Below are 24123 nucleotides of genomic sequence, written 5' to 3'. Positions count from 1 at the left end.
GCCACGGCCGGCGTCGCCTCGACGCTTTCCAGCATTGCAGCCTCGACGATAGCGGCCTCTTCGCCGACCACCGGTTCCGTCGCCGCAACCGGCGCTGCCTCGACCGCCTCGATCACCGCTACATCCTTGAGCGGCGCAGCCGGCGGCGGCAATTCGATGACGGTTTCGGGCGCCGCCACCTCGGCGGCTTCCGCCTTTGCGGCGGGCTGCACGGCGGCAGGTTCGGCCGCGCCGATCGGCTCCCGGGTCGCCACCAGTTCCACTGGCACGGGCGCCTCAGCCGCGACCGGGGGTTGGGTCGCAACCACCGCAGCGGTCGCTGCGGCCTTTTCCAGAATATTGTCCACCGGCGCCAGCTTGGGCTCCACTGGCGGCACCGGGGCCGTGTCGACGATATCCTCGGTGCGCTCGCCGCGCAGCCAGGCGAGCATGCCCAGGCCGATCTCGCGCTCGCCCATGATCACCTGGTCGGCGCCCAGGTGCCGCAGATGGTTCTCTTCGTCTTCCGAATGCGCCCGCGCCAGAATGCGGATGCCCGGATTGATCTTGCGGCCAACCTCAACCACCGTTCCGGCCTCAAAGCCATTGGGAATGGCGATCATCAACACCTTGGCCTGCGCCAGGTTGGCCAGCTTCAGCACCTCGGCGCTGGCCGCATTGCCGCTGACCACTTCGATACCCTTGGAGCGCGCATAAGCGATGCTGTGATCGGAATCCTCGATCACCACCAGCGATGCGCCGGCATCCTTGAGCCCCTGCCCGACCACGCGACCCACCCGGCCAAAACCGACCAGGATCGTATGGTCCTTCTGCCGCGTCGGCTGGGCCTCGTCCTCATGGTCCGAAACCGGCGCCTCTGCGGCGGGCGCTTCGGGCGCAATCGCGCCTTCGACCGCAACGGTATTGTCGCCAGGCTCGATCCGCACTTCGGGCTCGCCGCGACGACGCGCGACGCGCTGCTCCAGCCGCGGCTTGGCCATCTCGACGGCCCAGAACACCACGGGATTGAGCACGATGGAAATCAACGCACCGGCCAGGATCAAATCCTGCCCTTCCTTGGGCAGGATCGCTAGCGACACCCCCATGCTGGCCAGGATGAACGAGAATTCACCGATCTGCGCCAGGCTGGCCGAAATCGTCAGCGCTGTGGCCACCGGTCGCCGGAACAGCAGCACGATGGCAAAGGCCGCCACCGACTTGCCGATGACGATGATGAACACCGTCGCCAAAACCTGCAGTGGCTGGCTGACCAGAATGGACGGATCGAACAGCATGCCGATGGAGACGAAGAACAGCACAGCGAAAGCGTCACGCAGCGGCAGGGTTTCCTGCGCCGCCCGTTGGCTCAGTTCGCTCTCCGCCAGCATCATGCCGGCAAAGAACGCGCCCAGCGCCAGCGACACGCCGAACAACAGCGAGGAACCCAGCGCCACGCCCAGCGCAATGGCCAGCACCGCCAGGCGGAACAGTTCGCGCGAGCCGGTATGGGCCGTGGCATGCAGGGCCCAGGGAATCGCGCGGCGTCCGACGATCAGCATGAAGCCCACAAAGGCCGCAACCTTGATCAGGGTCAGTGCAATAACGCCGTAAATGCCGATCTGCATGCCCAGGATGCGCTCGACGAACGATACGAATGGATCGTGGATGGCGCTTTCGGCATTGCCGGACAGGCTCGCAAAGGCGGGGATCAGCACCAGCGCCAGCACCATGGCCAGATCTTCGACGATCAGCCAGCCAACTGCGATGCGGCCCTTTTCAGTCTCGATCAGGCGCTTGTCCTGCAGGGCCTTGAGCAGCACCACTGTGGAAGCCACCGATAGCGCGAGGCCAAACAGGATACCGGCGCCCAGGCCCCAGCCCAGCAGCGTCGCCAGCCCCAGTCCGAGCAGCGTTGCAAAGGCGATCTGTACCAGTGCGCCCGGAATCGCCAGGGCGCGCACGCTCAACAAATCCTTGAGCGAAAAATGGAGGCCCACGCCGAACATCAGCAGGATCACGCCGATTTCGGCGAGTTCGGCGCTCAGTGCCTGGTCGGCCACAAAGCCCGGCGTATAGGGCCCCGCCAGCATGCCGGCGAACAGATACCCCACCAATGGGGGCATCTTGAACCGGTTGGCGATCATCCCAAATATGTATGCAAGCACAAGACCCGCGACGATCATGGTGATCAGGGGGGTTTCATGCTGCATGGGGCGCCTCCGGAGCGGTAATAAACCTGTCGAACTAAACTCTACGGACAAGATGGGGTATTGGCCTTCCGCATGCAAGCGCATGGCGTCGGAAAATCGAGCAATCCCGCATGTTTGGCCGCAAGCCTTCACATTAGGCGATACATCAGGGTAAGTTCGGCTTTGTCATGGCGTAACCAGCACGCCGGAGGATCAGCAATGGCCGACGAAAGCCTTCCACCAATCCTCATCCAGGTCCGCGACGCCATCAATGGCGGCGACACCGACGCTTTCCTAGGCTTTTTTCCCCCCTCGGGCATTGTCGAAGACTGGGGCCGCCGCTTTTCCGGCCTCACCGCCATTCGCGGCTGGAGCGACAAGGAACTGATCGGCGCCAAGGGGACCATGACCTTCGGCTCCGTCATCGAAGAGACGCCAGAGCGCATTAGCCTGAACGTCGACTGGACCAGCAGCTTCTATACCGGGCCCGGCGTTTTCACCTTCGTCTTCGCCGATGACAAAATCCGCGAAATGAAGATTTCGGGCGCCTGACCGCCGGAACCACGGCGTGGCGCCCGTGTTGTCGCAATAACGCGGTATGGCCGCAGAGGAACGCCCGTGAGATTTAATGTCGGCTGTGAAATCGGCTACGAGGTCAATGACGCTGCAACGCTGATTTTCAACATCGAGGCCATGCGCGGCGGGCGACAATCCATCTTGCACGAAACCCTCACCATCACCCCGCAATACGAGGCCGACGAGAACACCGCCGCCGATACCGGCAACCGCTATCTCCGCCTCACCGCGCCGCAGGGTCCGGTGCAATTGCGCTACGAGGCCGTGGTCGAGCTCGATCCGGTGCACCAGCAGCCCGACTTCATTGGCGAGGTGCCGGTGGCAAAGCTGCCGCTCGACACCATGGCCTATATCAATCCGTCGCGGTATTGCCCGTCGGACCAGCTTGCCCGCTTCGCCGGCCGGCAATTCGGCAATATCCAGCCCGGCTTCCAGCGCGTCACCGAAATCTGCAACTGGATCAACGGCGAAGTCGACTACATGTTCGGCTCCAGCGACACCAGCACGACTGCCGCCGATACGTTTTCAACCCGTGCCGGGGTCTGCCGCGACTTCGCCCATCTGGGCATCACCTTTTGCCGCGCGCTGGGCATCCCGGCCCGCTTCGTCTCTTGCTACGCCTGGCAATTGCAGCCGCAGGATTTCCACGCCGTGTTCGAGGCCTATCTGGGCGACCGCTGGTATCTGTTCGACGCCACCCGCATGGCCGCGCTGGACGGCATGGTCCGCATCGGCTGCGGCCGCGACGCTGCCGACACGGCCTTCGCCACCATCTACGGCAACGTCAACTCCATGCCGATCCGCGTCTGGAGCGAAGCCATCGACGGCGACAAGAATGAGGAGTGGACCACGGATGCGGTAAGCGTGGCGCGGGTTTAGCAAATTCCCGCGTTCGCACCTGAAATATCCCACCCACCGTCGCTTCCCGCGGACTTGATCCGCGGGCCACTATCAGGCTGGCACTCACGACGAGAGACCCGCCGATCAAGTCCGCGGGAAGGCCAAAGTGGTTGTCCAGTATCTATACGAACGGACGGGGTCTACCCCATGCCATCCTGCAACGACACCACACGCTCCACCTTCACCTCGACGTCCATGCCGATATAGTCGCCCTTGCTCCCGATAAACGTCCCCGCAATCGGGATCGCCTGCCTTGGCTCCCGCGCCACGCCCACCCGGATCAAATCCCGCGTGCCGATAATGCCATTGGTCGGATCGAACTCCACCCAGCCCGCGCCCGGCAGATAAACCTGGCACCAGGCATGGGTCGCCCCGCCGCCGCGATGATAACCGTCCCGCGCCGGTGAATAGAGGTAGCCCGTCACAAACCGCGCCGAAAATCCCAGCGACCGGCACGCCTCCATCATCAGCCAGGCGAAATCGCGGCACGTCCCCTGGCGTGTGGACAGCGTCACGGCCGGCGTCTGCGTCCCCGGATCGGGCCGCCGCAGATATTTGAAGCCTTCCTTGATGGCATAGGTCATCGTCATCAGGAGATTGCCCGTATTGGTCGCCCCGCCGGCATTGACGAACCGCCGCGCCCAGGCATCGACTTCAGTCTGCTCCGGAAACTGCCGCAGCGTCGTCGACGCCAGGTCGATCGCGTCGGCGGCCGCATACTCAAACGGATAACTCCGCGCCCGGGTGTCGATCTCGAAATCGGGCGTCAGTTCCGGCGCATGATCGAGCACCATATGTGCCTCGATCCGCAACTGCTTGGCCTCGCCCTCGAACTCGGCAATCGCGATCCCATTGCCGAACACGTCATGAATCCAGCGCACAGCTTTGGGCTCCGGCCAGATGCGCAGGCTGAAGCTCTCCAGCGTCTGCTCCATGCTGTCGCGCGGTCGCACCAGCATGCGATGCTCGCCGAACCGCACTGGCGTGGCATAGCTGTAAACCGTCTGATGACTGACTTGCAGCAGGGTCACGAAACGACCGTGATCTTTTCGGCTGCCCGCGTGATGCCGGTATAAAGCCAGCGTGCCCGCTCCTCGCGGAACACAAAACTCTCGTCGAACAGATAGACATTGTCCCACTGGCTGCCCTGCGCCTTGTGCACGGTCAGGCAGTAGCCAAAGGTGAATTCGTCGAACTGCCGCCGTTCGGGCCAGCTCATGGCGTCTTCCTCGCCGGAAAAGAACGCCTTGTGGGTCAAGACCCGCGTCTCGCCCTTGCCCTCGTCGTCGGCCATCAACAGGCTCCATTTGCCATTGGTGCGGCGCGTCACCTCGGTGCAGATCCAGATTTGTCCATTGAGCAGCTTCTTGCGCGGATTATTGCGCAGGCAAACCATGCGGTCGCCCTCGACCGGCTCGTGGAAGGGCAGCCCCTTCAGCTCGCGCAGCCGGTCGTTATATTGCAACCGCGTCTTGTTGCGCCCCACCAGCACCTGGTCGGCCAGCAGCACCGCGCCGCGATCCACGTCTTCGCGACCGACCACCACGGACTCGCCATAGCTGCCGCGCTCGAGATAGCCGCCCTCGCGCACCTGCATCGACAGGTGGATGATCGGATTGTCCGCCGCCTGACGGTGAATCTCGGTCAGCATGATGTCGGGCTCTTCGGCGGTGAAAAAGCCCGCGCCCTGCACCGGCGGCAGCTGGAACGGATCGCCCAGCACCAGCACCTTGACGCCAAAACTCAGCAGGTCCCGCCCCAGCTGCTCGTCCACCATCGACACTTCGTCGATGACGATCAGGCCGGCGTCGGCCGCGGGCGATTCCGGATCGAGCACGAAACGCGGCTCGCCCTCTTTCTCGCTGACCAGCGTATAGATCAGGCTATGGATAGTCTGCGCGCCCTTGCAGCCGCGCTTGCGCATCACCAGCGCCGCCTTGCCGGTAAAGGCCGCGTATTTGACGCTCTTGACGTCCTGCGCCAGGTGCACCGCCAGCGTCGACTTGCCCGTGCCGGCCCAGCCGAACAGGCGGAACACTTGCGGCCCGTTCTTGTCCTTGAGCCATTCGGCGACGGCGACGAGCGCCGCGTCCTGCTGGGGCGACCATTCAACCATCAGACTATTCTGGTCCTGACCGTGCCGACGCCTTCGATCTTGCCTTCCAACAGGTCGCCCCGCACCACCGCGCTGACGCCCGAGGGCGTGCCGGTCATGATCAGGTCGCCGGCCTTGAGCGCCACGAAGCGCGACAGTTCGGCAATCGTCGCCGCCACGCTCCAGATCTGGTCGCCCAGATCGCCGCGCTGCCGCTCCTGTCCATTGACGCTCAGCGTGATGGCGCCCTTGTCCGGATGGCCAATATTGCTCGCTGGCTCGATCGAGCCGATCGGCGCCGAAAAATCGAACCCCTTGGCCATTTCCCACGGCCGCCCGGCCTTCTTGGCCACGGCCTGCAGGTCGCGCCGCGTCATGTCGATGCCCGCCGCGTAGCCATAGACATGGTCCAGCGCATCGGCCTCGGCGATATTCTCGCCATCCTTGCCGATCGCCACGACCAGCTCGATCTCGTGATGGAAATCGGCCGTCAGGCTCGGATAGGGCGTGTCCGCCCCGCCGATCACCAGCGCATCGGCCGGCTTGGCGAAAAAGAACGGCGGATCGCGCTCGTCATTGCCCATTTCGCGGATGTGCTCGGCATAGTTGCGCCCCACGCAATAGATGCGGCGGACGGCGAACAGCCCGCCTCGCGCAATCGGCACACTGGCAGGCGCGTAAGGTTCGAACAGGAAATCAGCCACGGCGATCTTCTTCCACGAAAGGAGCAAGCAAGGTCATGTCGATCGGCCCCGCGCGATCGGCGGCCGTGAACGTCTGGTGCCAATAAGGATACAGCATGGGCGGCTGGCTGACCTTGTCGAGCCTTGCGCGCTCGTCGTCCGTCAGTTTCAATTCCGCCGCGGCGAGATTGTCCTTGAACTGCGCTTCGCTGCGCCCGCCGATGATCACGGAGGTCACGCCGGGTCGGCCCAGTTCCCAGGCCAGCGCCACCTGTGCGCCCGATACGCCACGGGCGTCCGCAATCTCCACGACCACGTCGACGATATCGTAGAGGCGATCCCAGTTCGGCACCGGCGGCTCCTTCGAGCCACCCACATGGCGCCCCGCCTCCGGCCCGCCATTGCGGCGATACTTGCCGCTCAGCAGGCCACCAGCCAGCGGCGACCAGATCAGGATGCCCAGGCCTTGGTCCAGCGTAATCGGCACCAGCTCATATTCGGCTTCGCGCGAATGCAGCGTGTAGTGGATCTGCTGGCTGACGAACCGCTGCCCGTGCCGCGAATCGGCCGCGGCGAGCGCCTTCATGATGTGCCAGCCCGAATAATTCGAGCAGCCGATATAGCGTACCTTGCCCTGCTTCACGAGCGTATCGAGCGCTTCCATCGTCTCCTCGATCGGCGTCAGCCCGTCCCATTCGTGAACCTGATAGAGATCGATCGCGTCGGTCTTGAGCCGCTTGAGGCTCGCTTCCGCCTGCGCCACGATATGATGCCGGCTCAGCCCGATCTCGTTGGGACCATCGCCCATCTTGAAGCGCACCTTCGTCGCCACCAGCGCCTTGTCGCGACGGCCGTTCTCGCTCAGCGCCACCCCGATCATCTCCTCGGAGACGCCCGCATTGTAGACATTGGCGGTATCGAGCAGGTTGATGCCATGGTCGAGACACAGGTCGATCTGCCGATTGGCATTGGCCTGGTCGGTATGGCCGACCTTCTCGCTGCCGCCAAACGTCATCGTGCCCATGGTCAGCACCGAAACTTTGAGCCCTGAACGGCCCAGCAACCGATATTCCATAATCAACTTCCTCTTGCCCGAAGCCGCACCGTAGGCAGACTCACGGAACTATCGCACCTACATAAAGCACGGCGCCATTCCCGCGAAGGCCGTATCTCGACCACCGCGTCATTCCCCCAAAGCCGGAACCTGTTCTTTGCGAGGCTCGTGACAGCGATGAGTTCCGGCTTTGGCGGGAATGACGCGGTGGGAAATATCGCAGAACCCTGCTACGCACAGGCGCAATTCTGAGAGTCGCAGCGTGCGCCCGTCTTCCATCATTCTGCCCGTCGCCCTCATCACCTTCGGCATGGTGGCGACGCAAATCGGCGCCTCGCTGGCCAAGGGCCTGTTTCCCGCGGTCGGTGCCTCGGGCGCTACTGCCCTGCGCTTGACCCTGGCCGCGCTGGCGCTACTCGCCTTGTTCCGCCCCTGGCGCCATAAGCTCGACGCAAGCCAATGGCGTGCCGTGCTGCTTTATGGCGCCGCCATGGGCGCCATGAACCTGCTGTTCTACGGCGCCATCGCGCGCATTCCCCTCGGCATCGCCGTCGCCCTCGAATTCACCGGCCCGCTCGCCGTGGCCCTGGCGGGCTCGCGCAAGCCGCTCGATTTCCTCTGGATTGGCATGGCCCTGCTCGGCTTCCTTGCCCTCTTGCCGTTTGGCAAGATGAGCGGCGCCCTCGACCCCGTCGGCATCGCGCTGGCGCTGGCCACCGGCATCTGCTGGGCCGGCTATATCGTCTTCGGCCAGCGCGCCGGCACCGGCGGTGGCCCCCATATCGCCGCCCTCGGCGTCGGCCTTGCGGCCATCATTGCCCTTCCCTTCGGCATTGCCTCGGCCGGCATGGCCCTGGTCGATCCAGCCATCCTGCCGATCGCCTTGGGCGTGGCCCTGCTGTCCAGCGCCATCCCCTATACCCTGGACATGATCGCCCTGCCCCACATCCCGACGCGCCTGTTCTCCATCCTCGCCAGCGCCCATCCGGGCCTCGCGGCGATTGCCGGGTTTGTCATCCTGTCCGAACAGCTCAGCGCCTGGCAGATCGCCGGCATCACCTGCATCGTCCTCGCCTCCATCGGCGGCACCGCCACCATCACGCGAGATACTCCTCCTTTGGCCTAGCCTTTCTTCACCTCTCCCTTTGGGGGAGAGGTCGGCGCGCAGCGACGGGTGAGGGGCCTTCCCCGCACACCTCACCCAGTAAAGGCCCCCTCACCCGACCCAATGGGGTCGACCTCTCCCCCAGAGGGAGAGGTGAAAAAAACGCTGCAAGCCGTGTCTGTCTTGGGCATAGTCATCCGTCATAACCTCATGACAGGGACACGCCATGCAATACGCCATCCTCTGCTATAACGACGAAAACGCCGTCGCCTCCTGGACCAAGGAGGAGGACGATGCCTGTATGGCGCGCCTCGCCAAAGTCCAGGGCGATATGGCCGCCAAGGGCAAGATGGGCCCGGTCGCGCGCCTGCTGCCCACCACCGCGGCCACCACTTTGCGCAAATCGGCAACCGGCACCATGGTCATCGATGGCCCCTTTGCCGAAACCAAGGAGCAGTTCCTCGGCTTCTACGTCGTCGAGGCCGACACGCTGGACGAGGCCATCGCCTTCGCCAAGGACTTGGCCGTGGCCAATCCGGGCATCGGCGCTTACGAACTGCGCCCCGTCTCCCTGTTTTTCCCCAACACCATCGCGGTGGGAAGCGGGGCCACATGACCGACAATGCCTGGATCGGCGCTGCGCTTGCCGCCGCCCGCCCACAGGCGGTCAGTGCCCTGCTGCGCTATTTCCGCCAGCTCGATACCGCCGAAGAGGCCTTTCAGGAGGCGTGCCTGCGCGCTATCCGCACCTGGCCCGACAAGGGCCCGCCGCGCGATCCCACCGCCTGGCTGATTTTCGTCGGCCGCAATTCGGGCGTCGACGCCATCCGCAAGAGCCGCCGCAATGTCGCCCTGCCGCCCGAAGACCGGCTATCGGACCTCGATGACGCCGAAGCCAATATCGCCGAGCGCCTCGATGGCGAGCATTACCGCGACGATATCCTGCGCCTGTTGTTCATCTGCTGCCACCCCGACCTGCCTGCCAACCAGCAGATCGCGCTGGCGCTCCGCATCATCGCCGGCGTCCCGACCGCAAGAATCGCCCGTGCCTTCCTCGTCAGCGAAACCGCCATGGAGCAACGCATCACCCGCGCCAAGGCCCGCATCGCCGCCAACGACACGCCGTTCGATCCGCCCGATGCCGTGGCGCGGCAGGAACGGATCGGCACCGTCGCGCTCATGCTCTATCTGGTCTTCAACGAAGGCTATTCGCGCGGCCATGCCGATCCCGCCGCCGCCCAGCTTTGCGACGAAGCCATTCGCCTGACCCGCCTGCTCTTGCAGCTCTTCCCGGCCCAGCCCGAAATCATGGGCCTCTGCGCGCTGATGCTGCTGCAACATTCGCGCTCGCCCGCCCGCACCGATGTCAGTGGCCAGATCGTACTGCTCGACGCACAGGATCGCGCCTTGTGGAGCCGCCCCAAGATCGCCGAAGGCCTGGCGCTGGTTGACAAGGCCCTGCGCCACGGCACCCCCGGCAGCTACCAGGTGCAGGCCGCCATCGCCGCCCAGCACGCCCGCGCTCGGCATGCCCAGGATACCGACTGGGCCGCCATCGACCGCCTCTACCAGATCCTCGAAGTCATCCAGCCGTCCCCGGTCATCACCCTCAACCGTGCCGTCGCGGTATCCAAATCCCGGGGCCCGGCCGCTGCCCTCGCTTTGATCGCTCCCCTCGCCGACCAGCTCGACAACTATTTCCATTTCCACGGGGTCCGGGGTGGCCTGTTGCAGCAGCTCGGCAATGCAACCGCCGCCCGCCTCGCCTTCAACCGCGCCATCGCGCTGGCCAATTCGCCGGCCGAAGCGGCCCATATCCGCGCCCACCTCGATGCCTTGAGCGCCCCTGCGCTTCCCGATCCGGCGGCCGCCGCAAAATAATCGACGTGCGCTGTCGAAGTCGCCGGCTACCGCTCGTCGTACTTGCAGAAACCCACAAACGGAGGAAACCACACCATGACCGACACCCCAGCCACCAGCGGCCTGACGCCCTATATCAGCATCGACGGCACCAGGGCCGCCATTGCCTTCTACGAGAAAGCCTTTGCCGCACAGGTCATCGACGTGCGCGATGCCGATGGCATGGACGGCAAGGTCATCCACAGCCAGGTCCAGATTAACGGCGCGCCGCTGTTCATCTCCGACTTCTTCCCCGACTACGGCTATCCGGCCGTCGCCCCGGCCGCCTTCATGCTGCACCTGCAGGTCGAGGACGCCCAGTCCTGGTGGGACCGTGCAGTCGGCGCCGGCTGCGCTATCAAGTCGCCCATCAAGGTCGAGTTCTGGGGCGATATCTATGGCCAGCTCACCGACCCCTACGGCGTCGTCTGGACCATCGGCCAATCGGTCAAGAAGTAACCCCCCAGCAGGAGATCCATCATGGCCGCCATCGATAATTCCACCGCCCTCGCCCCACCCCGCAACTGGACCTTCTGGCTCGGCTGGGTGCTTTCGGGACTGTTCATCGCTTTCATGATCTTTGATGGCGCCATCAAGCTGGTACCGATCCAGCCGGTGATCGATACCATGACCGAGCTGGGCTACCCCGTCGAATATGCCCGCCTGCTCGGCATCCTCAGCCTCGTGGGCACACTGCTCTACGCCATCCCGCGCACCTCGGTGCTGGGCGCCGTACTGCTAACCGCCTATCTGGGCGGCGCCGTCTCCGCCCATGTGCGCATCGGCTCGCCGCTATTCACCCACGACCTGTTCGGCGTCTATATGGGCGTCTTCGCCTGGGGTGGCATCTGGCTGCGCAACCCCCGCCTGCGCGCCATATTTCCTATCGTGCGCTGAGTTCTCCTCGCCCTCAGGCCGTCTAGCAGACCCGGACGTTACGGCTCTTTCTGTCCCCTCCCCCTTGAGGGGAGGGCTAGGGTGGGGGTGTCGGGAGCCGGCCACACTCCCCGCCATCAGCTTGCTGAACTGCCGCCCCCCTAATCCCTCCCCTCACATCTCCCGGTTGCGATGATGTCGCCTGCCTGCCAAGCTGCGTCATCGCCACTCGGATGCCCGCCATGACCATTTTTCTCTGCGCCACCTGCGGCACTTCGTTCCCCGATAGCGCCACGCCACCCGCCGCCTGCCCGATCTGCGACGACGAACGCCAATATGTCCCCGCCTCAGGCCAGGCCTGGACCACGCGCGACGCCCTGGCCAAAACCTATCGCAATGCCTGGCAGCATCACGAACCCAACCTGTTCAGCATCCAGCCGGTGCCGGCCCTCGGCATCAACCAGCGCGCTTTCCTGCTCCGCACGCCGTCCGGCAATGTGCTCTGGGACTGTGTCGCGCTGCTCGATGACGCCACCAAAGCCCTGGTCGATAGCCTGGGCGGCATTGCTGCCATTGCCATTTCCCACCCGCATTATTACACCGTGATGCAGGACTGGGCCGAAGCCTTCGGCGCCACCATTCACCTGCACGCCGCCGACGCCGCCCACATCGTGCGCCCCGATGCCAATGTGCACCTGTGGCACGAGGAAACCCGCCAACTTCTGCCCGGCGTCACCCTGATCCGCGCTGGCGGCCATTTCGATGGCGGCACGGTGCTGCATTGGGCCGATACCGAAGACAAGGCCGGCGCCATGCTTGTCGGCGATATCCTCCAGGTCACCCCAGGCGGCCACCGCGTCTCCTTCATGTGGAGCTATCCCAACATGATGCCGCTCTCCGCCGTCAAAATCCGCCACGTCACGGACGCCATCGCTCCCTGGCGCTATGATCGCATTTACGGTGCCTTCGCCGGCCAATATATTCCCACCGACGCCCCTGCCATCGTCGCCCGCTCGGCCGCCCGATACATCGAATTGATCGCGTAGGAGTTTGCCATGTGCCGCAACATCAAAACCCTGTTCAATTTCGAGCCGCCCGCCACCGGCGACGAAATTCACGCGTCGGCCCTGCAATATGTGCGCAAGCTGAGCGGCTTCACCCATCCGTCGCAAAAGAACCAGGCGGCCTTCGAACACGCCGTCGAGGAAGTCGCCGCCACCACCCGCCGCCTGCTCGCCGCGCTCGAGACCAATGCGCCGCCGCATGATCGCGACATCGAAGCCGCCAAGGCCCGTGAACGCTCCAAGGAGCGTTTCGCCTGATCGCGCCGGCCGAGCGCCGATTGCGCGCAATGTCAGAAATTCTTAATCGCCCCCGCGCTAGGGTTCACCAATTGTGCATCCGCACGTCAACCGAGTTTAGCGATGCTCGCCGCCGCTTCGGCCCAGATGGCTTCCGCACCGTTCCAAACCCCGTCTCGGGTCGGTCGTGCCGCCAGCGGCCTGGCGCCCCTGCTCGAGAGCATCCGCCAGCGTCTCGATGTCGATTTCGCCACACTGCGCCTCATCGAGGGCGATCAACTGCTGCTAAACTGTTCGGCCGGCGAACCGCCCCACGCCCTCGAAACCGAGGCCCGTTTCTCCAGCCATGCCTTGATGGCGCCCCTGGTCGTCCCGGATACGGCTCTGGATGCGCGGTTCCGCCACTCTGGATCGATCCGGTTTTACGCCGGCATTCCGCTGGTGACCGCCGAGGGCGCCACCATCGGGCTACTCAGCCTGTTCGACCATTCACCGCGTCCTCTCAAACTGGCCGCGCGCCTCGCCCTTCTGGCCGCCAATGCCATGCGGCCGGTCGACGAACCGCCGAGCCAGCAGCGGCTCATCGCCACCCTCCGGGGGCAATTGGCCGACCAGGCCCGCCTGATCCACGAGCAGGCCGATGCGCTGGACCATAGCCGGCTGATCTTCGAACGCGCCGCCGCCACCGCGCGGATCGGCGTTTGGGAATGCGATCTGGCGACCGAGGAATTGACCTGGACCGACGGCGTCTACGACCTGTTCGAACTGCCGCGTGGCAGCACCATCGACCGGGCCACGACCCTGTGTTGCTACGCCCCGGCCTCTCGCGCGCTGCTGGAAAAGCTGCGCGCCCAGGCCATCGCAGGGGGCATCGGCTTCACGCTCGACGCCGAAATCACCACAATCCGGGGCACTCGGCGCTGGATGCGGCTGACCACCAGCGTGGAATCTGAAAACGGCGTTGCCACCCGCCTGTTCGGCATGAAGCAGGACATTACCGAAGAAAAAATCCTGGCCGACCGCACCCGCTATCTGGCCGAATTCGATGTCATGACGGGGCTGGCCAACCGCAGCCGCTTCCAGTCCCGCCTTGCCGATCCGGCCCAGGCGATCGGCGCGCTGCTGCTGGTCGACCTCGATGGCTTCAAGTCGATCAACGACACCTTCGGCCATGCCCTGGGGGATGAATGCCTCAAGGAGACCGCTTTGCGCCTCGAAGCCGTTGGCATCGAGGCCGAACTTGTTGCCCGCATCGGCGGCGACGAGTTCGCCGTCCTGCTCGGCCCCCAGACCGATGGCGCCGCTGCCGCACTGCTGGCCGGCAAGATCGTCGAAATCCTCGGCCGCCCGGTCACCCGTGGCGATCAGGTCCTCCAGCTCGGCGCCTCCGTCGGCATTGCCCTAGCCGCGCCCGATATCTCCCCGGACCAGCTGTTCAAACAAGCCGACACCGCCCTCTACGCCGCCAAAGCCGCCGGCCGAAAAACTTTTCGGCTGTTCGACGCCATCTAGCGCATCGAACCTTTACCTGCACCCTCCCACCGTCATCGCCGGGCCCCTCCCGGCAATCCAGCGATATGCCCCCACCCCTTGACCACCGGCACAAGCCCAGTGGTGACGGCGCGAAGGGAGCGTGTGTTTGGCTGATGGCTCCCCCCGCACTCAGTCTTCCCGCGGGCTTGACCCGCGGGCCTCTCACCATCCCACCCAATTCAGTGCGAACCGTCAGCGCCCCGCGGGTCAAGCCCGCGGGAAGGACGGTGGATGGGGGTCCCTGAGTGGACACGAACCGACTTTCACCCTGCGTCCCTCCCTCAAGAGCGCCATTTGCAGACCGGCCTCACCTGAATATCGATGCACCTACCCGTTGGTGCTGTCGCGGATGACGAGATCCGGCTCGATCATGGTCACGCGCGGCTCCGGCAGCACGTCGCCGGCGCCTATCAGCCCGATCAGCCGCTCCACGGCCTGCTCGGTCACCATCTGCACCGCATAATTAACGCTGGAGATTGGCGTCGCCGCGTGCTCGGCGAATTCGATATTGTCGAACCCCATGATGGCGACGTCCTGCGGCACCCGATAGCCATTCTTCTGGGTCCAGCGCAATGCCCCCATCGCCAGGCTGTCGCAGGCCGCGAGCAGCGCGGTGGGCGGCTTGGCAAGGTTCATCAGCCGATCCATGGCCCAATAGCCACGAATGACCGCATTGCCCTGCGGGTCGGCGACGAGGCTTTCGTCGGTGCTCAATCCCGCTTCGGTCAAGGCCCGCGCATAACCCTCGCGCTTTTCGAAATTGCCGCCCGGCTTGGCGCCATCGATGATGCCGATGCGCTGGTGGCCGATATCGATCAGGTGCCGCGTCGCCTGATAGGCGCCCCGCCTTTCGTCCATGCACACCGCGTCGATGCCCGCATCGAGATCGGCCACCAGCAGCACCACCGGATAATTGTTGTCGCGCAGCCGCCTGATGTGATCGAGATCGCGATGGTTGCGCGGATAGATCAGCATGCCGTCCACCTGGCGCGAGCGGAACATCTCGATGACCCTCTTCTCGGTCGCCAGGTCATTGTTTGAGGTCGCAAACAGGGTGGAATAGCCGCGCTCGGCCAGCGCCAGCTCGATCGCCTGCGCCACATGGGTCAGCATCGGATTGGTGATTTCGGTCAGCACCAGCCCAATCGTCATGGTCTGCCGGCTGACCAGCGATTTGGCCACATGATTGGGCGCGTAGTTCAGCGCTTCGGCCGCCTGCTGGATGACGACGCGCGTGTCCTCGGGAATGCGCGCGCTTTGGCGCAAGGCCAGCGACACGGTGTTTACCGAGAACCCGGTGCGCTCGGCAATGTCCTTCAGGCGAACGATGGATCTGCCCATGCTTACTGTCTATCCCGCTTCAGTCTGCCCGATTGCTCCCTAGCACGCTTAAATGCGGCGGCGACCGCCAATCGGGCACGCTGGCGTTATCCGATCAAATTCCCTGTTGGCGCAACCGCGCGATCGCCTGCAATTGCTGGCTATTGGGGTGCATCTGCATCAGCTCGATCTTGTTGCCATCGGGATCCAGCAGCCAAGCCTGGCTATTGCCGTCGGCGCCCGATTTCGGCTCGATCATCATGGTGATGCCCTTGCCCTTGAGCTCCGTCACCACCGCGTCCAGATCGTCCACCATCAGGCACAGATGCCCAAACCCATTTGCATGCCAGCTCTCCGAGGTCTTCTCGGTTTCGGCGCCAGGAAAGATTTCGATGAACTGATCATCGGTGACGCGCAGATAGACCAGCCACGGCTCGCCGCTATCATGGTTGATCCGCATCATCTCGGGAAACCCCATCGTGCCGATGTAGAAATCCAGCGACTTGCCGAGGTCCGCGGTGTTGATCGCCACGTGCCCGATGCTGATAATGCCCTTCATTCGAAATCCTCCCGGCCGTCATTGCGGCCAAAACTTGCCCGTAACCCTTAGGGCGCCAATGCGCCCCGGAACTCCGTGTTCCACCGTGTAGGAACGTTAATACGGCGGACCATACGCCACGCTTTGGTCTTGTCAACAGCCGTGCTCGGGATCAGTCCCAGGCCGGACCCCAGCTCGGATTGATCTCGCGCTGGCCCCGGTCCACGCCCTCGATGGCGGAAATATCCTCGGCGCTCAGCGTCAATTTGGTCGCTTCGAAGTTGGAGCGGATGCGCTCGGCCTTGCCTGAAGTGGGGATGGCAATGTAGCCCTTGGCGAATTCGAAGGCCAAAGCCACCTGCTCGGGCGTAGCCCCATGCTTGTCGGCAATGGCGCGGACCACCGGCTCGCTCCCCAGCACGCCCCGCGCGATCGGCAGATAGCAGGTCACCGAAATTCCGTTGCCTAAACAATAGTTTGCAAGCTTACGATTTTGCAGCAGCGGATTGAGCTCGAACTGATTGTTGGCAATGGGCACTGCGCCCAAAACCATTTTCGCCTGCTCGATCAACGCGATGGTGAAGTTGGAAACCCCCACCAGCCGCGTCAGCCCCAGCGCATGGGCCTCGGCCAATTGCTCGATATAGACCGGCAGCGCGATCTCCTCGTTGGGCGATGGCCAATGGATCAGCGTCAGGTCCAGAGCGTCCACCTGCAGGTTATCGCAGCTCTGCTTCAGCGATGGGACCAGCGCGCCCTTGCCGAAATTCGACGTCTTGATCTTGGTGGTCAGGAACACTTCGGAGCGTTTTAGCCCCGAACGCCGCACCGTTTCGCCCACTTCCGTCTCGGTGCCATAATCCTGCGCCGTGTCCAAATGTCGATAACCGGTCTCCAGCGCCACCAGCATGGCGGCGATTCCCGCCTCCCCGCCTCGACCATAAGTGCCGAACCCCATTGCCGGGATACCATATTGATTTGTCATCGCTTTTAACCTCCACACGCCCCCTCGGGCCGCTTGCTATTTTCCACAGCCTCGATGCTGCCGCTGATAGACGCCGATTTTTTTATTGACGGACTGTTCCGGATGACCTTAGTTTAACGATAATATGGCTCGCAAGGGCAGAGATGCCAAAGAGCAGAATAATCTGACGTGGCGAATTGGAAAGGGAGAGGATCATGGCCTTTCGGTGGAGCCGATGGTCGCCACAACTGGCTTTGGTGCCGGCGGTAGCCGTCACTGCGGTCGCCTTTGTGGGCGCGATCATCTGGACCATTTACCTGTCGCTGACTCGGAGCCGGCGCCTGCCGGAATACGAGATCGACTGGTCCGAGCCGCTGCGGCAATACACCCGCCTGTTCGCCGACGACGCCTGGGCGATTTCGCTGAAGAACCTGATCATCCTTGGCCTTGGCAGCGCCCTGGCAATCGTGTTCGGCTTCATCCTGGCCGCCATGATGGACAAGGAAAAGCGCGGCGAGAGCCTGTTCCGCACCGTGTTCCTTTACCCCCTCGCCGTCTCGCTGATCGTCACCGGCACCGCCTGGCGCTGGCTGTTCAACCCCGAATTCGGCGTCGAGCATGCGCTCCATTCCATCGGCCTGACCTGGATCAACTTCTCCTGGCTCGCTTCGGGTGAAACCGCCATGTACGGCGTGATCCTGGCCTCAGTCTGGCAGTCTTCGGGCTTCTACATGGCGCTGATGCTGGCTGGCCTCAAATCCATCAATTCGGAAATCTGGAGCGCCGCCCGCCTCGATGGCGTCAGCCTCTTCCGCCTCTATACCGAAATCATCATTCCGATGATGAAGTTCACCTTCGTCACCTGCGCCATCCTGCTCTCGCTGGGGGTGATCAAGGCCTATGACGTGATCGTCGCCATGACCAACGGGGGCCCCGGCCAGTCCACCTTCGTGCCGGCCTATTTCACCATCCAGGCGCTCTCGGCCAAGGGTAATCTTGGCTTCGCCTCCGCCGCCGCCGTCATGATGCTGGTCATCACCGCCGTGATTTTCCTGCCGCTGGTCATGCTCACCGCCTGGCAGCAACGCCGCACCGGGAGGGCTGCACATTGAGCGACACCATGGCCCAAAAGACCCTCGGCGCCGAAATCGCCGTCCGCAGCGCTCCCTATTTCCCGCGCCAGAAAAAGCGCATCTCCAGCCGCTCCATCGGCATCATCGTCTTCTTGTCGATCTGCGCGCTGTTCTTCTGCATACCGCTCTATGTGGTGGTGATCACCTCGTTCAAGACCATGGACCAGATCCGCGAGGGCGCCATGTTCGCCCTGCCCAATGTGTGGACGCTGGAAGCCTGGGATCACGCCTGGAACAGTGCCTGCTCGGGCATCAACTGCAACGGCCTCAAGGTCGGCTTCTGGAACTCGGTGCAAATCCTGTTCCCCTCGCTGATCCTCTCCATCGGCATTTCCATGATCACCGGCTATGCGCTGGCCTTGTGGAACGTGCGCTGGGCCGGCGGCTTCCTGTTCCTCTTGTTCATCTGCGCCTTTGTGCCGTTCCAGATCATCATGTTCCCGCTGATCTCGATGACGGCGGCGATCAAGGTCTACGGCAATATCTGGGGCGTCGCCATCATCCATGCCGTGCTGGCCATGCCGGTGCTGACGCTGATCTTCCGCAATTACTATAAGGATATCCCCCAGGAGATCATGAATGCGGCGGTGATGGATTCCGGCTCGTTCTGGAAAATCTTCACCGAGATCATCCTGCCCATGAGCGGCAATATCCTGATCGTGGTGCTGATCATGCAGATCACCTCGATCTGGAACGACTACCTGATCGGCGTCACCTTCGGCGGCATGGGCAGCCAGCCGATGACCGTGAACCTGGCCAACCTGATCACCATCTCGACCGGCACCACCCGCTACAATGACAACATGGCGGCCGCCCTGCAGACCGCCATTCCCCCGCTCGTCATCTACTTCTTCGTCGGCAAGCTCTTCGTCCAGGGCATCACCGCCGGCGCCATCAAGGGTTGAACCCATGCCACAAGTCAGCTTCGAGCACATCACCAAGACCTACGGCCAGGTGCCCGTCCTCAAGGACCTGAACCTGGCCATCCATGACGGCGATTTCCTGGTTTTGCTCGGGCCATCGGGCTGCGGCAAGACCACGCTGCTGAACCTGTTGGCCGGCCTGCTCGACGTCACCGACGGCCGCATCATGATCGGCGACCGCGACGTCACCGATGTCGACCCCAAGGACCGGGGCCTGGCCATGGTGTTCCAGTCCTACGCGCTCTATCCGACCAAGACCGTCTACGGCAACCTCAAGTTCGGCCTCTCGGCCAGCAAGCTGCCCAAGGACGAAATCGAGCGCCGCATCGCCTGGGCCGCCAAGCTGCTCCAGATCGAGCCGCTGCTCGATCGCAAGCCGGCGCATCTGTCGGGTGGCCAGCGCCAGCGTGTCGCCATCGGCCGCGCTCTGGTGAAAAACGTCGGCGTCTTCCTGTTCGACGAGCCGCTCTCCAATCTCGATGCCAAGCTGCGCACCGAGATGCGCCTCGAGATCAAGAAGCTGCACGATACGCTGCATCACACCATCGTCTACGTCACCCACGACCAGATCGAAGCCATGACCATGGCCACCAAGATCGCGGTGATGAATGGCGGCGTGATCCAGCAGTTCGGCACGCCCGACGAAATCTACGAGCAGCCTGCCAACCTGTTCGTCGCCGGCTTCATCGGCTCGCCTGCCATGAATCTGCGCAAGGCCACGCTCAGCATCGCCAATGGCAAGACCGAAGCCGTCTTCGCCTCGGGCGTCCGTTTCGACCTGTCCGATTACCGCTTCATGACCCCGCCTCGGGATGGCACGACCGTCACCCTGGGCCTGCGCCCCGAACACTTCGTGGTCGGCGCCGGCACTGCGGCCGATAGTGCCGCCACCTTCGAGGTGCCGGTGCAATACGCCGAGCGCACCGGCCCCGATGCCAGCGCCTACTTCGTCTTCGAAAACGATTTGCTTGCCCTGCGGGTCGAGCCGGCCATCGCCGCGGCTCTCAAGCCCGGCCAGCAGGTGCCGGTGCATTACCTCAAGGGCAAGGCCCACCTATTCGACGCCCAGACCGGGCAGAGAATGTAAGTCGACATCAAAGGGAGAGAGACCGATGTCTAAGAGAACTCTAGCCGCCGTCATGGCCGGGCTCATGCTGAGCACGGCCTCGTTCAGCGCCATGGCCACCGATCTGGTGATCTACCACACCTGGTCCGCTGGCCCCGAAGTCGCTGCCCTCAACGTGCTCAAGGGCGCGCTCGAGGCCAAGGGCCACTCCTGGACCGATATCGCTATTCCGCACGATACCGGCTCCAATGTGAACCTGATGAGCATGGTCACCGGCGGCTCGCCACCGAACCTGTTCGTTGAATCCAATCCCGGCGTTTATCGCGACCTCGCCGGCCTGGGTTATGAGTTCGATCTGACCCAGTGGTATGCCGACAATAACATCCTGCCGAACCTGCCGAAGGCCGTCGCCGACTCGCTCTCGGTCGATGGCAAGATCGTCAAGGTGCCGATGGCGCTGCACATCGACGGCATGGTCTATTACAATATGGACGTTGCCAAGAAGGCCGGTGTCGATCCCGCGACCTGGACCTCGCTCGACGCCATGTTCGCCGATTTCCCGAAAATCCGCGAAGCCGGCTTCGCCCCGCTCGCCGTCGGCAGCCAGCCCTTCCAGGTCGGCTACCTGTTCCACACGCTGGTGGCAGCCGTCGCCGGCCAGGAACTCTACAACCGTGTCTATGGCGAGGATGTCGACGAGACCGCGCTGGACGATCCGGCATTTGCCAAGGCTCTGCAAGAGCTGCGCCTGTTCGCCAATGAGGCCGGCCCCGAATCGCAGAACCGCCCCTGGAACGAGACCACCAACGAGGTCATCACCGGCAAGGCGCTGATGCAGATCCACGGTGACTGGATGAAGGGCGAATGGCTCGCTGCCGGCAAGAAGGCCGGCACCGATTTTGGTTGCTTGCCGATTCCGGGCGCCAAGGCCGTTTCGGCTTCCGTTGACTCCTGGGGCCTGCTGGGCGGCAGCGGCGTCGCCGACGACGTCAAGAAGGCCGAACTGGACTTCGCTTCTATCGTCGTCGATCCTGAAATCCAGGCCAAGTTCGCCGCTGCCAAGGGCTCGACCCCGGTGCGCAGCGATGCGCCTGCCGCCAGCCTCGACGCCTGCTCGACTGAAGTTCTGAGCATCCTGTCGGATCCCGCAAAGGGCGTACAGACGCCCAATGCCATCACCGATGCCGATTGGCGCAATTCCATCTGGGACGTCGTCTTCAACTACTGGAGCGATCCCTCGATGACTGTCGAACAGGCCATCGCCAAGATGAAAGAAAACTACGAGACCATCCTCGGCTAAGTTTCCTCCCAAGGAAAGCGGCCCGGTGCTCCCTCGCACCGGGCCGCTCTGTTTCAAATCCAACCAATGGATGCCTCAATGGACAAGCGCTTGCTTGATGAAGACGCGGTGATGCAGATCTGCTTCGTCACCGACGACGTGGAAAAATCCGCCGCCTGGTTCTCCGACCTGACCGGCAAGCCCATCCCCCCTGAGGGCCGCGCTGCCGAGCCCGAAGAAGCGCAGGCCATCTATATGGGCAAGCCCGCTTCCGTCGGCTGCCGCATCATGATGTTCAAGTTCGGCAATATCGACGTCGAATTCCTCGAGCCCGGCCCGGAAAAGAGCGCCTGGCGCGACCTGCTCGAAGAAAAGGGCCCAGGTTGCCACCATATCGCCTTCAAGACCAAGAACCTGACCAAGCGCGATGCCTACCTGGAATCCAAGGGTCACAAACTCCTCCAGCGCGGCGAATTCGACGGCTCCCACGGCCGCTACGCCTATTACGACACCGTCAAAGCCCTCGGCGTCATGATCGAACTGCTCGAATTCGACAACGACAAAGAGCCACAGAACTGACTTTCTTCACCTCTCCCTTTGGGGGAGAGGTCGACCTTCTTGGGTCGGGTGAGGGGGCCTTCCCCACACGCCGCACCCGGTAAAGGCCCCCTCACCCGGCGCAGTGCGCCGACCTCTCCCCCAAAGGGAAAGGTGAAGAGCGCCGCCACCGCCTGGAGCCCCCCATGACCTACCCCATCGCCTACCAGCTCTATTCCTCCCGCAATTTCCCCCCGCTCGCCGACCAGCTCCCGATTTTGAAATCCATGGGCTACGACGCCATCGAGCCGTGGTTGCCCGCCTATGAAGCCGACCCAAAACTGTTCCGCCGTCAGCTCGATGACGCGGGCCTCGCCTGCTATGGCTTCCACATGCCACTCTCGGGCCTCGTGTCCGAACCCAACCGCTTCATCGAGATCGCGCTGACCCTCGGCGCCACCGTCCTCATCCCGCCCTATGTCACCGCCGAAGAGCGCGAAAACACCCCCGCCTACTGGCAGTCCCTCGGCCATAAGCTCGCCCAGGGCGCCGATGCCGCCAAGCCGCACGGTCTCAAGGTCGCCTGGCACAACCACGATTTCGAATATTACGCCCTGCCCGACGGCACCCGCCCCATCGACCACATCTTCGAGCAAAGCGGCGATGCCTGGTTCGAGATCGACTGCGGCTGGATCGTCCGCGCCGGTGCCGACCCCGCGGCCGAGCTCAAGCGCTACGCCTCCCGCATCATCGCCATCCAGCTCAAGGACACCGCGCCGATCGGCACCAAGCAAGACGATGGTTGGACCGCCACCGGCGACGGCATCATCGAGTGGGGCCACCTGACTCCCTTGTTCCGCGCCACCACTGCCGACCATCTCGTCGCAGAACACGACAACCCCACCGACTGGCAGGCCTTCGCCAAACGCTCGATCGACTACATGAAGAAGATCGGGCTGTAGGACAGGCAAGGCACCTCCCCCTTGAGGGGAGGGCTAGGGTGGGGGGAACGCCCCACACAAACGGAGCCCCACCCGAACCCAACCTTAGTCGTCAGTGCGAGATCAGGGTGAGGGGTGTCTCACTCCGCAGCCACCATCACCTGCCGCCTTGCATCGACCGGGGAAATCCCGAACCGCTTCTTGAAGCAGGTTGCGAAATACTGGCTCGACGAAAACCCGCAATCATAGGCCACCGCCGTTACCGCTAGGCCCGGCTGCTCCACCAGCATGCGCCGCGCCGCGTCCAGCCTTATCATCTGCAGATACCGCACCGGCGTAATATTGGTCAGCCCCAGGCAATGCTGGGTAAACTGGGTGCGCGACAGGTTGCACTCCGCCGCCATGTTCTCCAGCGTCCAGTCCTCGTCCAGGGCATGCCGCAGCCGCTCAAGGAAAATCTGCACCGTGCGCTTGGAATGCGCCAAGGCCTGGTCCAGTGCCGGCGCCTGCGCTTCGATCTGCACCATGAAATGCATCAGCATCATCGAAATGGTCAGCCGCAGCCGGATTTCCCCGCCCTCGATATCCCCGGTCGCCACGATATCCGCAATGCTCTCGAAGTCGCGTGCCACCTCGCGTGACGCCTGGTAAAACGGCTGCTCGTTCTTGGACAGCAGTTCCGTCAGCCGCTTCTGGTCCCGTTCCGGCCAGGCCAGCCAGTCCGGCCATAGCCACGGATCGTGCGGCCGCCGCGTGCCCATATCGAACAACACCCAGACGATCTGGCTCGCCACCACGTTGGGATCGCCAAAGGCGTGCAACTGCCACGGCCGCACGACGAACATCTGGCCTTCCTGGATGTGGTGCTTGTGGCCATCCAGCGTCAGCGTCAGGCTACCCCGCGCCAGATAGGCGATTTTGACGCCCTCATTGCAGTGCACCTTGAGGCCCCAATCCTGCGGCGCCGTCGCGTCCCAGCCACCCACCGAACAGACCTGCGGCAACGCTTCGCCCAGATCGCGCCCCGGATAGCCCCGCCGCGTCCACGCGTTCAGCGTTACTTTCCCGGCCAGCGAGGCATCCAGCAAATCCTTGCAATTGCCGGCATACAGCAGGGCGCCCGGCTCGCGGAACACCGCTGGTCGCCCCAATGCCATGGCCCTGATATCCATCCCGCCCTCGTGTTCAAAATTTACCGGCGCGCCATTTCGAACGCAAATCACCGGCGGCTG

General features: G+C 63.6%; 24 protein-coding genes and 1 pseudogene. 16 read left to right on the top strand and 9 right to left on the bottom strand.

Annotated features, from left to right (window positions below; all coding sequences use genetic code 11):
* Positions 1 to 425: 425 nt before the first annotated feature.
* A pseudogene (locus ABIB57_RS09315) lies at positions 426 to 2189 on the bottom strand (cation:proton antiporter domain-containing protein); the annotation flags it as partial.
* Positions 2190 to 2387: 198 nt separating this feature from the next.
* On the opposite strand from ABIB57_RS09315, the gene ABIB57_RS09310 reads away from it, so the two are divergent.
* Both ABIB57_RS09310 and ABIB57_RS09305 read left to right on the top strand, forming a co-directional pair.
* Positions 2388 to 2720, top strand: a complete 333-nt coding sequence (locus tag ABIB57_RS09310) for a nuclear transport factor 2 family protein (RefSeq protein ID WP_354040220.1) — start codon at positions 2388 to 2390, stop codon at positions 2718 to 2720.
* 66 nt (positions 2721 to 2786) lie between these two features.
* Entirely contained in the window at positions 2787 to 3623 is an 837-nt protein-coding gene (locus ABIB57_RS09305) for a transglutaminase-like domain-containing protein (protein WP_354040218.1), read from the top strand.
* Between the two features lie 161 nt (positions 3624 to 3784).
* Here the strand turns inward: ABIB57_RS09305 and ABIB57_RS09300 are convergent, their stop codons facing one another.
* From ABIB57_RS09300 to ABIB57_RS09285, 4 genes are read right to left on the bottom strand one after another with little or no spacing between them, the layout of a single operon-like run.
* Positions 3785 to 4675 (bottom strand): transglutaminase family protein, encoded by an 891-nt coding sequence (locus ABIB57_RS09300; protein WP_354040216.1) that lies wholly within the window; start codon positions 4673 to 4675, stop codon positions 3785 to 3787.
* A complete protein-coding gene (locus ABIB57_RS09295) occupies positions 4672 to 5760 on the bottom strand; it encodes an ATP-dependent DNA helicase (RefSeq protein WP_354040214.1) in 1089 nt (362 codons plus the stop codon). Before ABIB57_RS09295 ends, ABIB57_RS09300 begins: the two co-directional genes overlap by 4 nt.
* Positions 5760 to 6443: a fumarylacetoacetate hydrolase family protein gene (locus ABIB57_RS09290; protein WP_354040212.1), complete on the bottom strand. Its 684-nt coding sequence runs from the start codon at positions 6441 to 6443 to the stop codon at positions 5760 to 5762. Before ABIB57_RS09290 ends, ABIB57_RS09295 begins: the two co-directional genes overlap by 1 nt.
* Positions 6436 to 7497, bottom strand: a complete 1062-nt coding sequence (locus ABIB57_RS09285) for an aldo/keto reductase (RefSeq protein ID WP_354040210.1) — start codon at positions 7495 to 7497, stop codon at positions 6436 to 6438. Before ABIB57_RS09285 ends, ABIB57_RS09290 begins: the two co-directional genes overlap by 8 nt.
* Before the next feature lie 241 nt (positions 7498 to 7738).
* On the opposite strand from ABIB57_RS09285, the gene ABIB57_RS09280 reads away from it, so the two are divergent.
* The 8 genes from ABIB57_RS09280 (at position 7739) to ABIB57_RS09245 (ending at position 14169) form a co-directional block, all read left to right on the top strand.
* A complete protein-coding gene (locus ABIB57_RS09280; protein ID WP_354040209.1) occupies positions 7739 to 8602 on the top strand; it encodes an EamA family transporter in 864 nt (287 codons plus the stop codon).
* 205 nt (positions 8603 to 8807) lie between these two features.
* Positions 8808 to 9197 carry a YciI family protein gene (locus ABIB57_RS09275; RefSeq protein ID WP_354040207.1) on the top strand — a complete coding sequence of 130 codons (390 nt, stop codon included), beginning with the start codon at positions 8808 to 8810 and terminating at the stop codon, positions 9195 to 9197.
* Positions 9194 to 10462 carry an RNA polymerase sigma factor gene (locus tag ABIB57_RS09270; protein WP_354040205.1) on the top strand — a complete coding sequence of 423 codons (1269 nt, stop codon included), beginning with the start codon at positions 9194 to 9196 and terminating at the stop codon, positions 10460 to 10462. The genes ABIB57_RS09275 and ABIB57_RS09270 overlap by 4 nt, the downstream gene beginning before the upstream one ends.
* Before the next feature lie 75 nt (positions 10463 to 10537).
* Positions 10538 to 10939, top strand: coding sequence for a VOC family protein (locus ABIB57_RS09265; RefSeq protein ID WP_354040203.1), 402 nt, complete (start codon positions 10538 to 10540; stop codon positions 10937 to 10939).
* Positions 10940 to 10960: 21 nt separating this feature from the next.
* Positions 10961 to 11377, top strand: a complete 417-nt coding sequence (locus ABIB57_RS09260; protein ID WP_354040201.1) for a DoxX family protein — start codon at positions 10961 to 10963, stop codon at positions 11375 to 11377.
* A 221-nt stretch (positions 11378 to 11598) separates the two neighbouring features.
* Positions 11599 to 12402, top strand: a complete 804-nt coding sequence (locus tag ABIB57_RS09255; RefSeq protein WP_354040200.1) for an MBL fold metallo-hydrolase — start codon at positions 11599 to 11601, stop codon at positions 12400 to 12402.
* 9 nt (positions 12403 to 12411) lie between these two features.
* Complete coding sequence (locus tag ABIB57_RS09250) at positions 12412 to 12678, top strand: DUF2277 domain-containing protein (protein WP_354040198.1); 267 nt, start codon at positions 12412 to 12414, stop codon at positions 12676 to 12678.
* 102 nt (positions 12679 to 12780) lie between these two features.
* A complete protein-coding gene (locus ABIB57_RS09245; RefSeq protein ID WP_354040196.1) occupies positions 12781 to 14169 on the top strand; it encodes a diguanylate cyclase domain-containing protein in 1389 nt (462 codons plus the stop codon).
* A 348-nt stretch (positions 14170 to 14517) separates the two neighbouring features.
* Here the strand turns inward: ABIB57_RS09245 and ABIB57_RS09240 are convergent, their stop codons facing one another.
* The 3 genes from ABIB57_RS09240 to ABIB57_RS09230 form a co-directional block, all read right to left on the bottom strand.
* Positions 14518 to 15531 carry a LacI family DNA-binding transcriptional regulator gene (locus ABIB57_RS09240; protein WP_354040194.1) on the bottom strand — a complete coding sequence of 338 codons (1014 nt, stop codon included), beginning with the start codon at positions 15529 to 15531 and terminating at the stop codon, positions 14518 to 14520.
* A 94-nt stretch (positions 15532 to 15625) separates the two neighbouring features.
* Positions 15626 to 16069: a VOC family protein gene (locus ABIB57_RS09235; protein ID WP_354040193.1), complete on the bottom strand. Its 444-nt coding sequence runs from the start codon at positions 16067 to 16069 to the stop codon at positions 15626 to 15628.
* A gap of 151 nt (positions 16070 to 16220) precedes the next feature.
* Complete coding sequence (locus ABIB57_RS09230) at positions 16221 to 17033, bottom strand: aldo/keto reductase (RefSeq protein WP_354040191.1); 813 nt, start codon at positions 17031 to 17033, stop codon at positions 16221 to 16223.
* Between the two features lie 194 nt (positions 17034 to 17227).
* On the opposite strand from ABIB57_RS09230, the gene ABIB57_RS09225 reads away from it, so the two are divergent.
* The 6 genes from ABIB57_RS09225 to ABIB57_RS09200 all read left to right on the top strand — a co-directional run bounded on the left by ABIB57_RS09225 (position 17228) and on the right by ABIB57_RS09200 (position 22912).
* Positions 17228 to 18124, top strand: coding sequence for a carbohydrate ABC transporter permease (locus tag ABIB57_RS09225; protein WP_354040190.1), 897 nt, complete (start codon positions 17228 to 17230; stop codon positions 18122 to 18124).
* 8 nt (positions 18125 to 18132) lie between these two features.
* The gene (locus ABIB57_RS09220) at positions 18133 to 19050 is read left to right on the top strand and encodes a carbohydrate ABC transporter permease (protein WP_354040188.1); all 918 of its coding nucleotides are present in this window, start codon (positions 18133 to 18135) and stop codon (positions 19048 to 19050) included.
* 4 nt (positions 19051 to 19054) lie between these two features.
* Positions 19055 to 20155 carry an ABC transporter ATP-binding protein gene (locus tag ABIB57_RS09215; RefSeq protein WP_354040186.1) on the top strand — a complete coding sequence of 367 codons (1101 nt, stop codon included), beginning with the start codon at positions 19055 to 19057 and terminating at the stop codon, positions 20153 to 20155.
* Between the two features lie 25 nt (positions 20156 to 20180).
* Positions 20181 to 21434, top strand: coding sequence for an ABC transporter substrate-binding protein (locus ABIB57_RS09210; RefSeq protein ID WP_354040184.1), 1254 nt, complete (start codon positions 20181 to 20183; stop codon positions 21432 to 21434).
* 78 nt (positions 21435 to 21512) lie between these two features.
* The gene (locus ABIB57_RS09205; protein WP_354040182.1) at positions 21513 to 21992 is read left to right on the top strand and encodes a VOC family protein; all 480 of its coding nucleotides are present in this window, start codon (positions 21513 to 21515) and stop codon (positions 21990 to 21992) included.
* A 164-nt stretch (positions 21993 to 22156) separates the two neighbouring features.
* Positions 22157 to 22912 carry a sugar phosphate isomerase/epimerase family protein gene (locus ABIB57_RS09200; protein WP_354040181.1) on the top strand — a complete coding sequence of 252 codons (756 nt, stop codon included), beginning with the start codon at positions 22157 to 22159 and terminating at the stop codon, positions 22910 to 22912.
* 119 nt (positions 22913 to 23031) lie between these two features.
* Here ABIB57_RS09200 and ABIB57_RS09195 read toward each other — a convergent pair whose 3' ends face one another.
* Positions 23032 to 24063, bottom strand: a complete 1032-nt coding sequence (locus ABIB57_RS09195; protein ID WP_354040180.1) for a helix-turn-helix domain-containing protein — start codon at positions 24061 to 24063, stop codon at positions 23032 to 23034.
* Positions 24064 to 24123 lie beyond the last annotated feature (60 nt).

Origin of the sequence: Devosia sp. UYZn731, assembly GCF_040546795.1 — a bacterium.
Taxonomy (GTDB): domain Bacteria; phylum Pseudomonadota; class Alphaproteobacteria; order Rhizobiales; family Devosiaceae; genus Devosia.
This window is presented reverse-complemented; position numbering and strand designations above follow the sequence as displayed.

Bases quoted from the DNA above. Each gene is read 5' to 3' on its own strand.
- ABIB57_RS09310 (WP_354040220.1), top strand. From the start codon at position 2,388: ATGGCCGACGAAAGCCTTCCACCAATCCTCATCCAGGTCCGCGACGCC.
- ABIB57_RS09295 (WP_354040214.1), bottom strand. From the start codon at position 5,760: ATGGTTGAATGGTCGCCCCAGCAGGACGCGGCGCTCGTCGCCGTCGCC.
- ABIB57_RS09285 (WP_354040210.1), bottom strand. From the start codon at position 7,497: ATGGAATATCGGTTGCTGGGCCGTTCAGGGCTCAAAGTTTCGGTGCTG.
- ABIB57_RS09275 (WP_354040207.1), top strand. From the start codon at position 8,808: ATGCAATACGCCATCCTCTGCTATAACGACGAAAACGCCGTCGCCTCC.
- ABIB57_RS09270 (WP_354040205.1), top strand. From the start codon at position 9,194: ATGACCGACAATGCCTGGATCGGCGCTGCGCTTGCCGCCGCCCGCCCA.
- ABIB57_RS09265 (WP_354040203.1), top strand. From the start codon at position 10,538: ATGACCGACACCCCAGCCACCAGCGGCCTGACGCCCTATATCAGCATC.
- ABIB57_RS09260 (WP_354040201.1), top strand. From the start codon at position 10,961: ATGGCCGCCATCGATAATTCCACCGCCCTCGCCCCACCCCGCAACTGG.
- ABIB57_RS09255 (WP_354040200.1), top strand. From the start codon at position 11,599: ATGACCATTTTTCTCTGCGCCACCTGCGGCACTTCGTTCCCCGATAGC.
- ABIB57_RS09250 (WP_354040198.1), top strand. From the start codon at position 12,412: ATGTGCCGCAACATCAAAACCCTGTTCAATTTCGAGCCGCCCGCCACC.
- ABIB57_RS09245 (WP_354040196.1), top strand. From the start codon at position 12,781: ATGCTCGCCGCCGCTTCGGCCCAGATGGCTTCCGCACCGTTCCAAACC.
- ABIB57_RS09240 (WP_354040194.1), bottom strand. From the start codon at position 15,531: ATGGGCAGATCCATCGTTCGCCTGAAGGACATTGCCGAGCGCACCGGG.
- ABIB57_RS09235 (WP_354040193.1), bottom strand. From the start codon at position 16,069: ATGAAGGGCATTATCAGCATCGGGCACGTGGCGATCAACACCGCGGAC.
- ABIB57_RS09230 (WP_354040191.1), bottom strand. From the start codon at position 17,033: ATGACAAATCAATATGGTATCCCGGCAATGGGGTTCGGCACTTATGGT.
- ABIB57_RS09225 (WP_354040190.1), top strand. From the start codon at position 17,228: ATGGCCTTTCGGTGGAGCCGATGGTCGCCACAACTGGCTTTGGTGCCG.
- ABIB57_RS09220 (WP_354040188.1), top strand. From the start codon at position 18,133: ATGGCCCAAAAGACCCTCGGCGCCGAAATCGCCGTCCGCAGCGCTCCC.
- ABIB57_RS09215 (WP_354040186.1), top strand. From the start codon at position 19,055: ATGCCACAAGTCAGCTTCGAGCACATCACCAAGACCTACGGCCAGGTG.
- ABIB57_RS09210 (WP_354040184.1), top strand. From the start codon at position 20,181: ATGTCTAAGAGAACTCTAGCCGCCGTCATGGCCGGGCTCATGCTGAGC.
- ABIB57_RS09205 (WP_354040182.1), top strand. From the start codon at position 21,513: ATGGACAAGCGCTTGCTTGATGAAGACGCGGTGATGCAGATCTGCTTC.
- ABIB57_RS09200 (WP_354040181.1), top strand. From the start codon at position 22,157: ATGACCTACCCCATCGCCTACCAGCTCTATTCCTCCCGCAATTTCCCC.
- ABIB57_RS09195 (WP_354040180.1), bottom strand. From the start codon at position 24,063: ATGGATATCAGGGCCATGGCATTGGGGCGACCAGCGGTGTTCCGCGAG.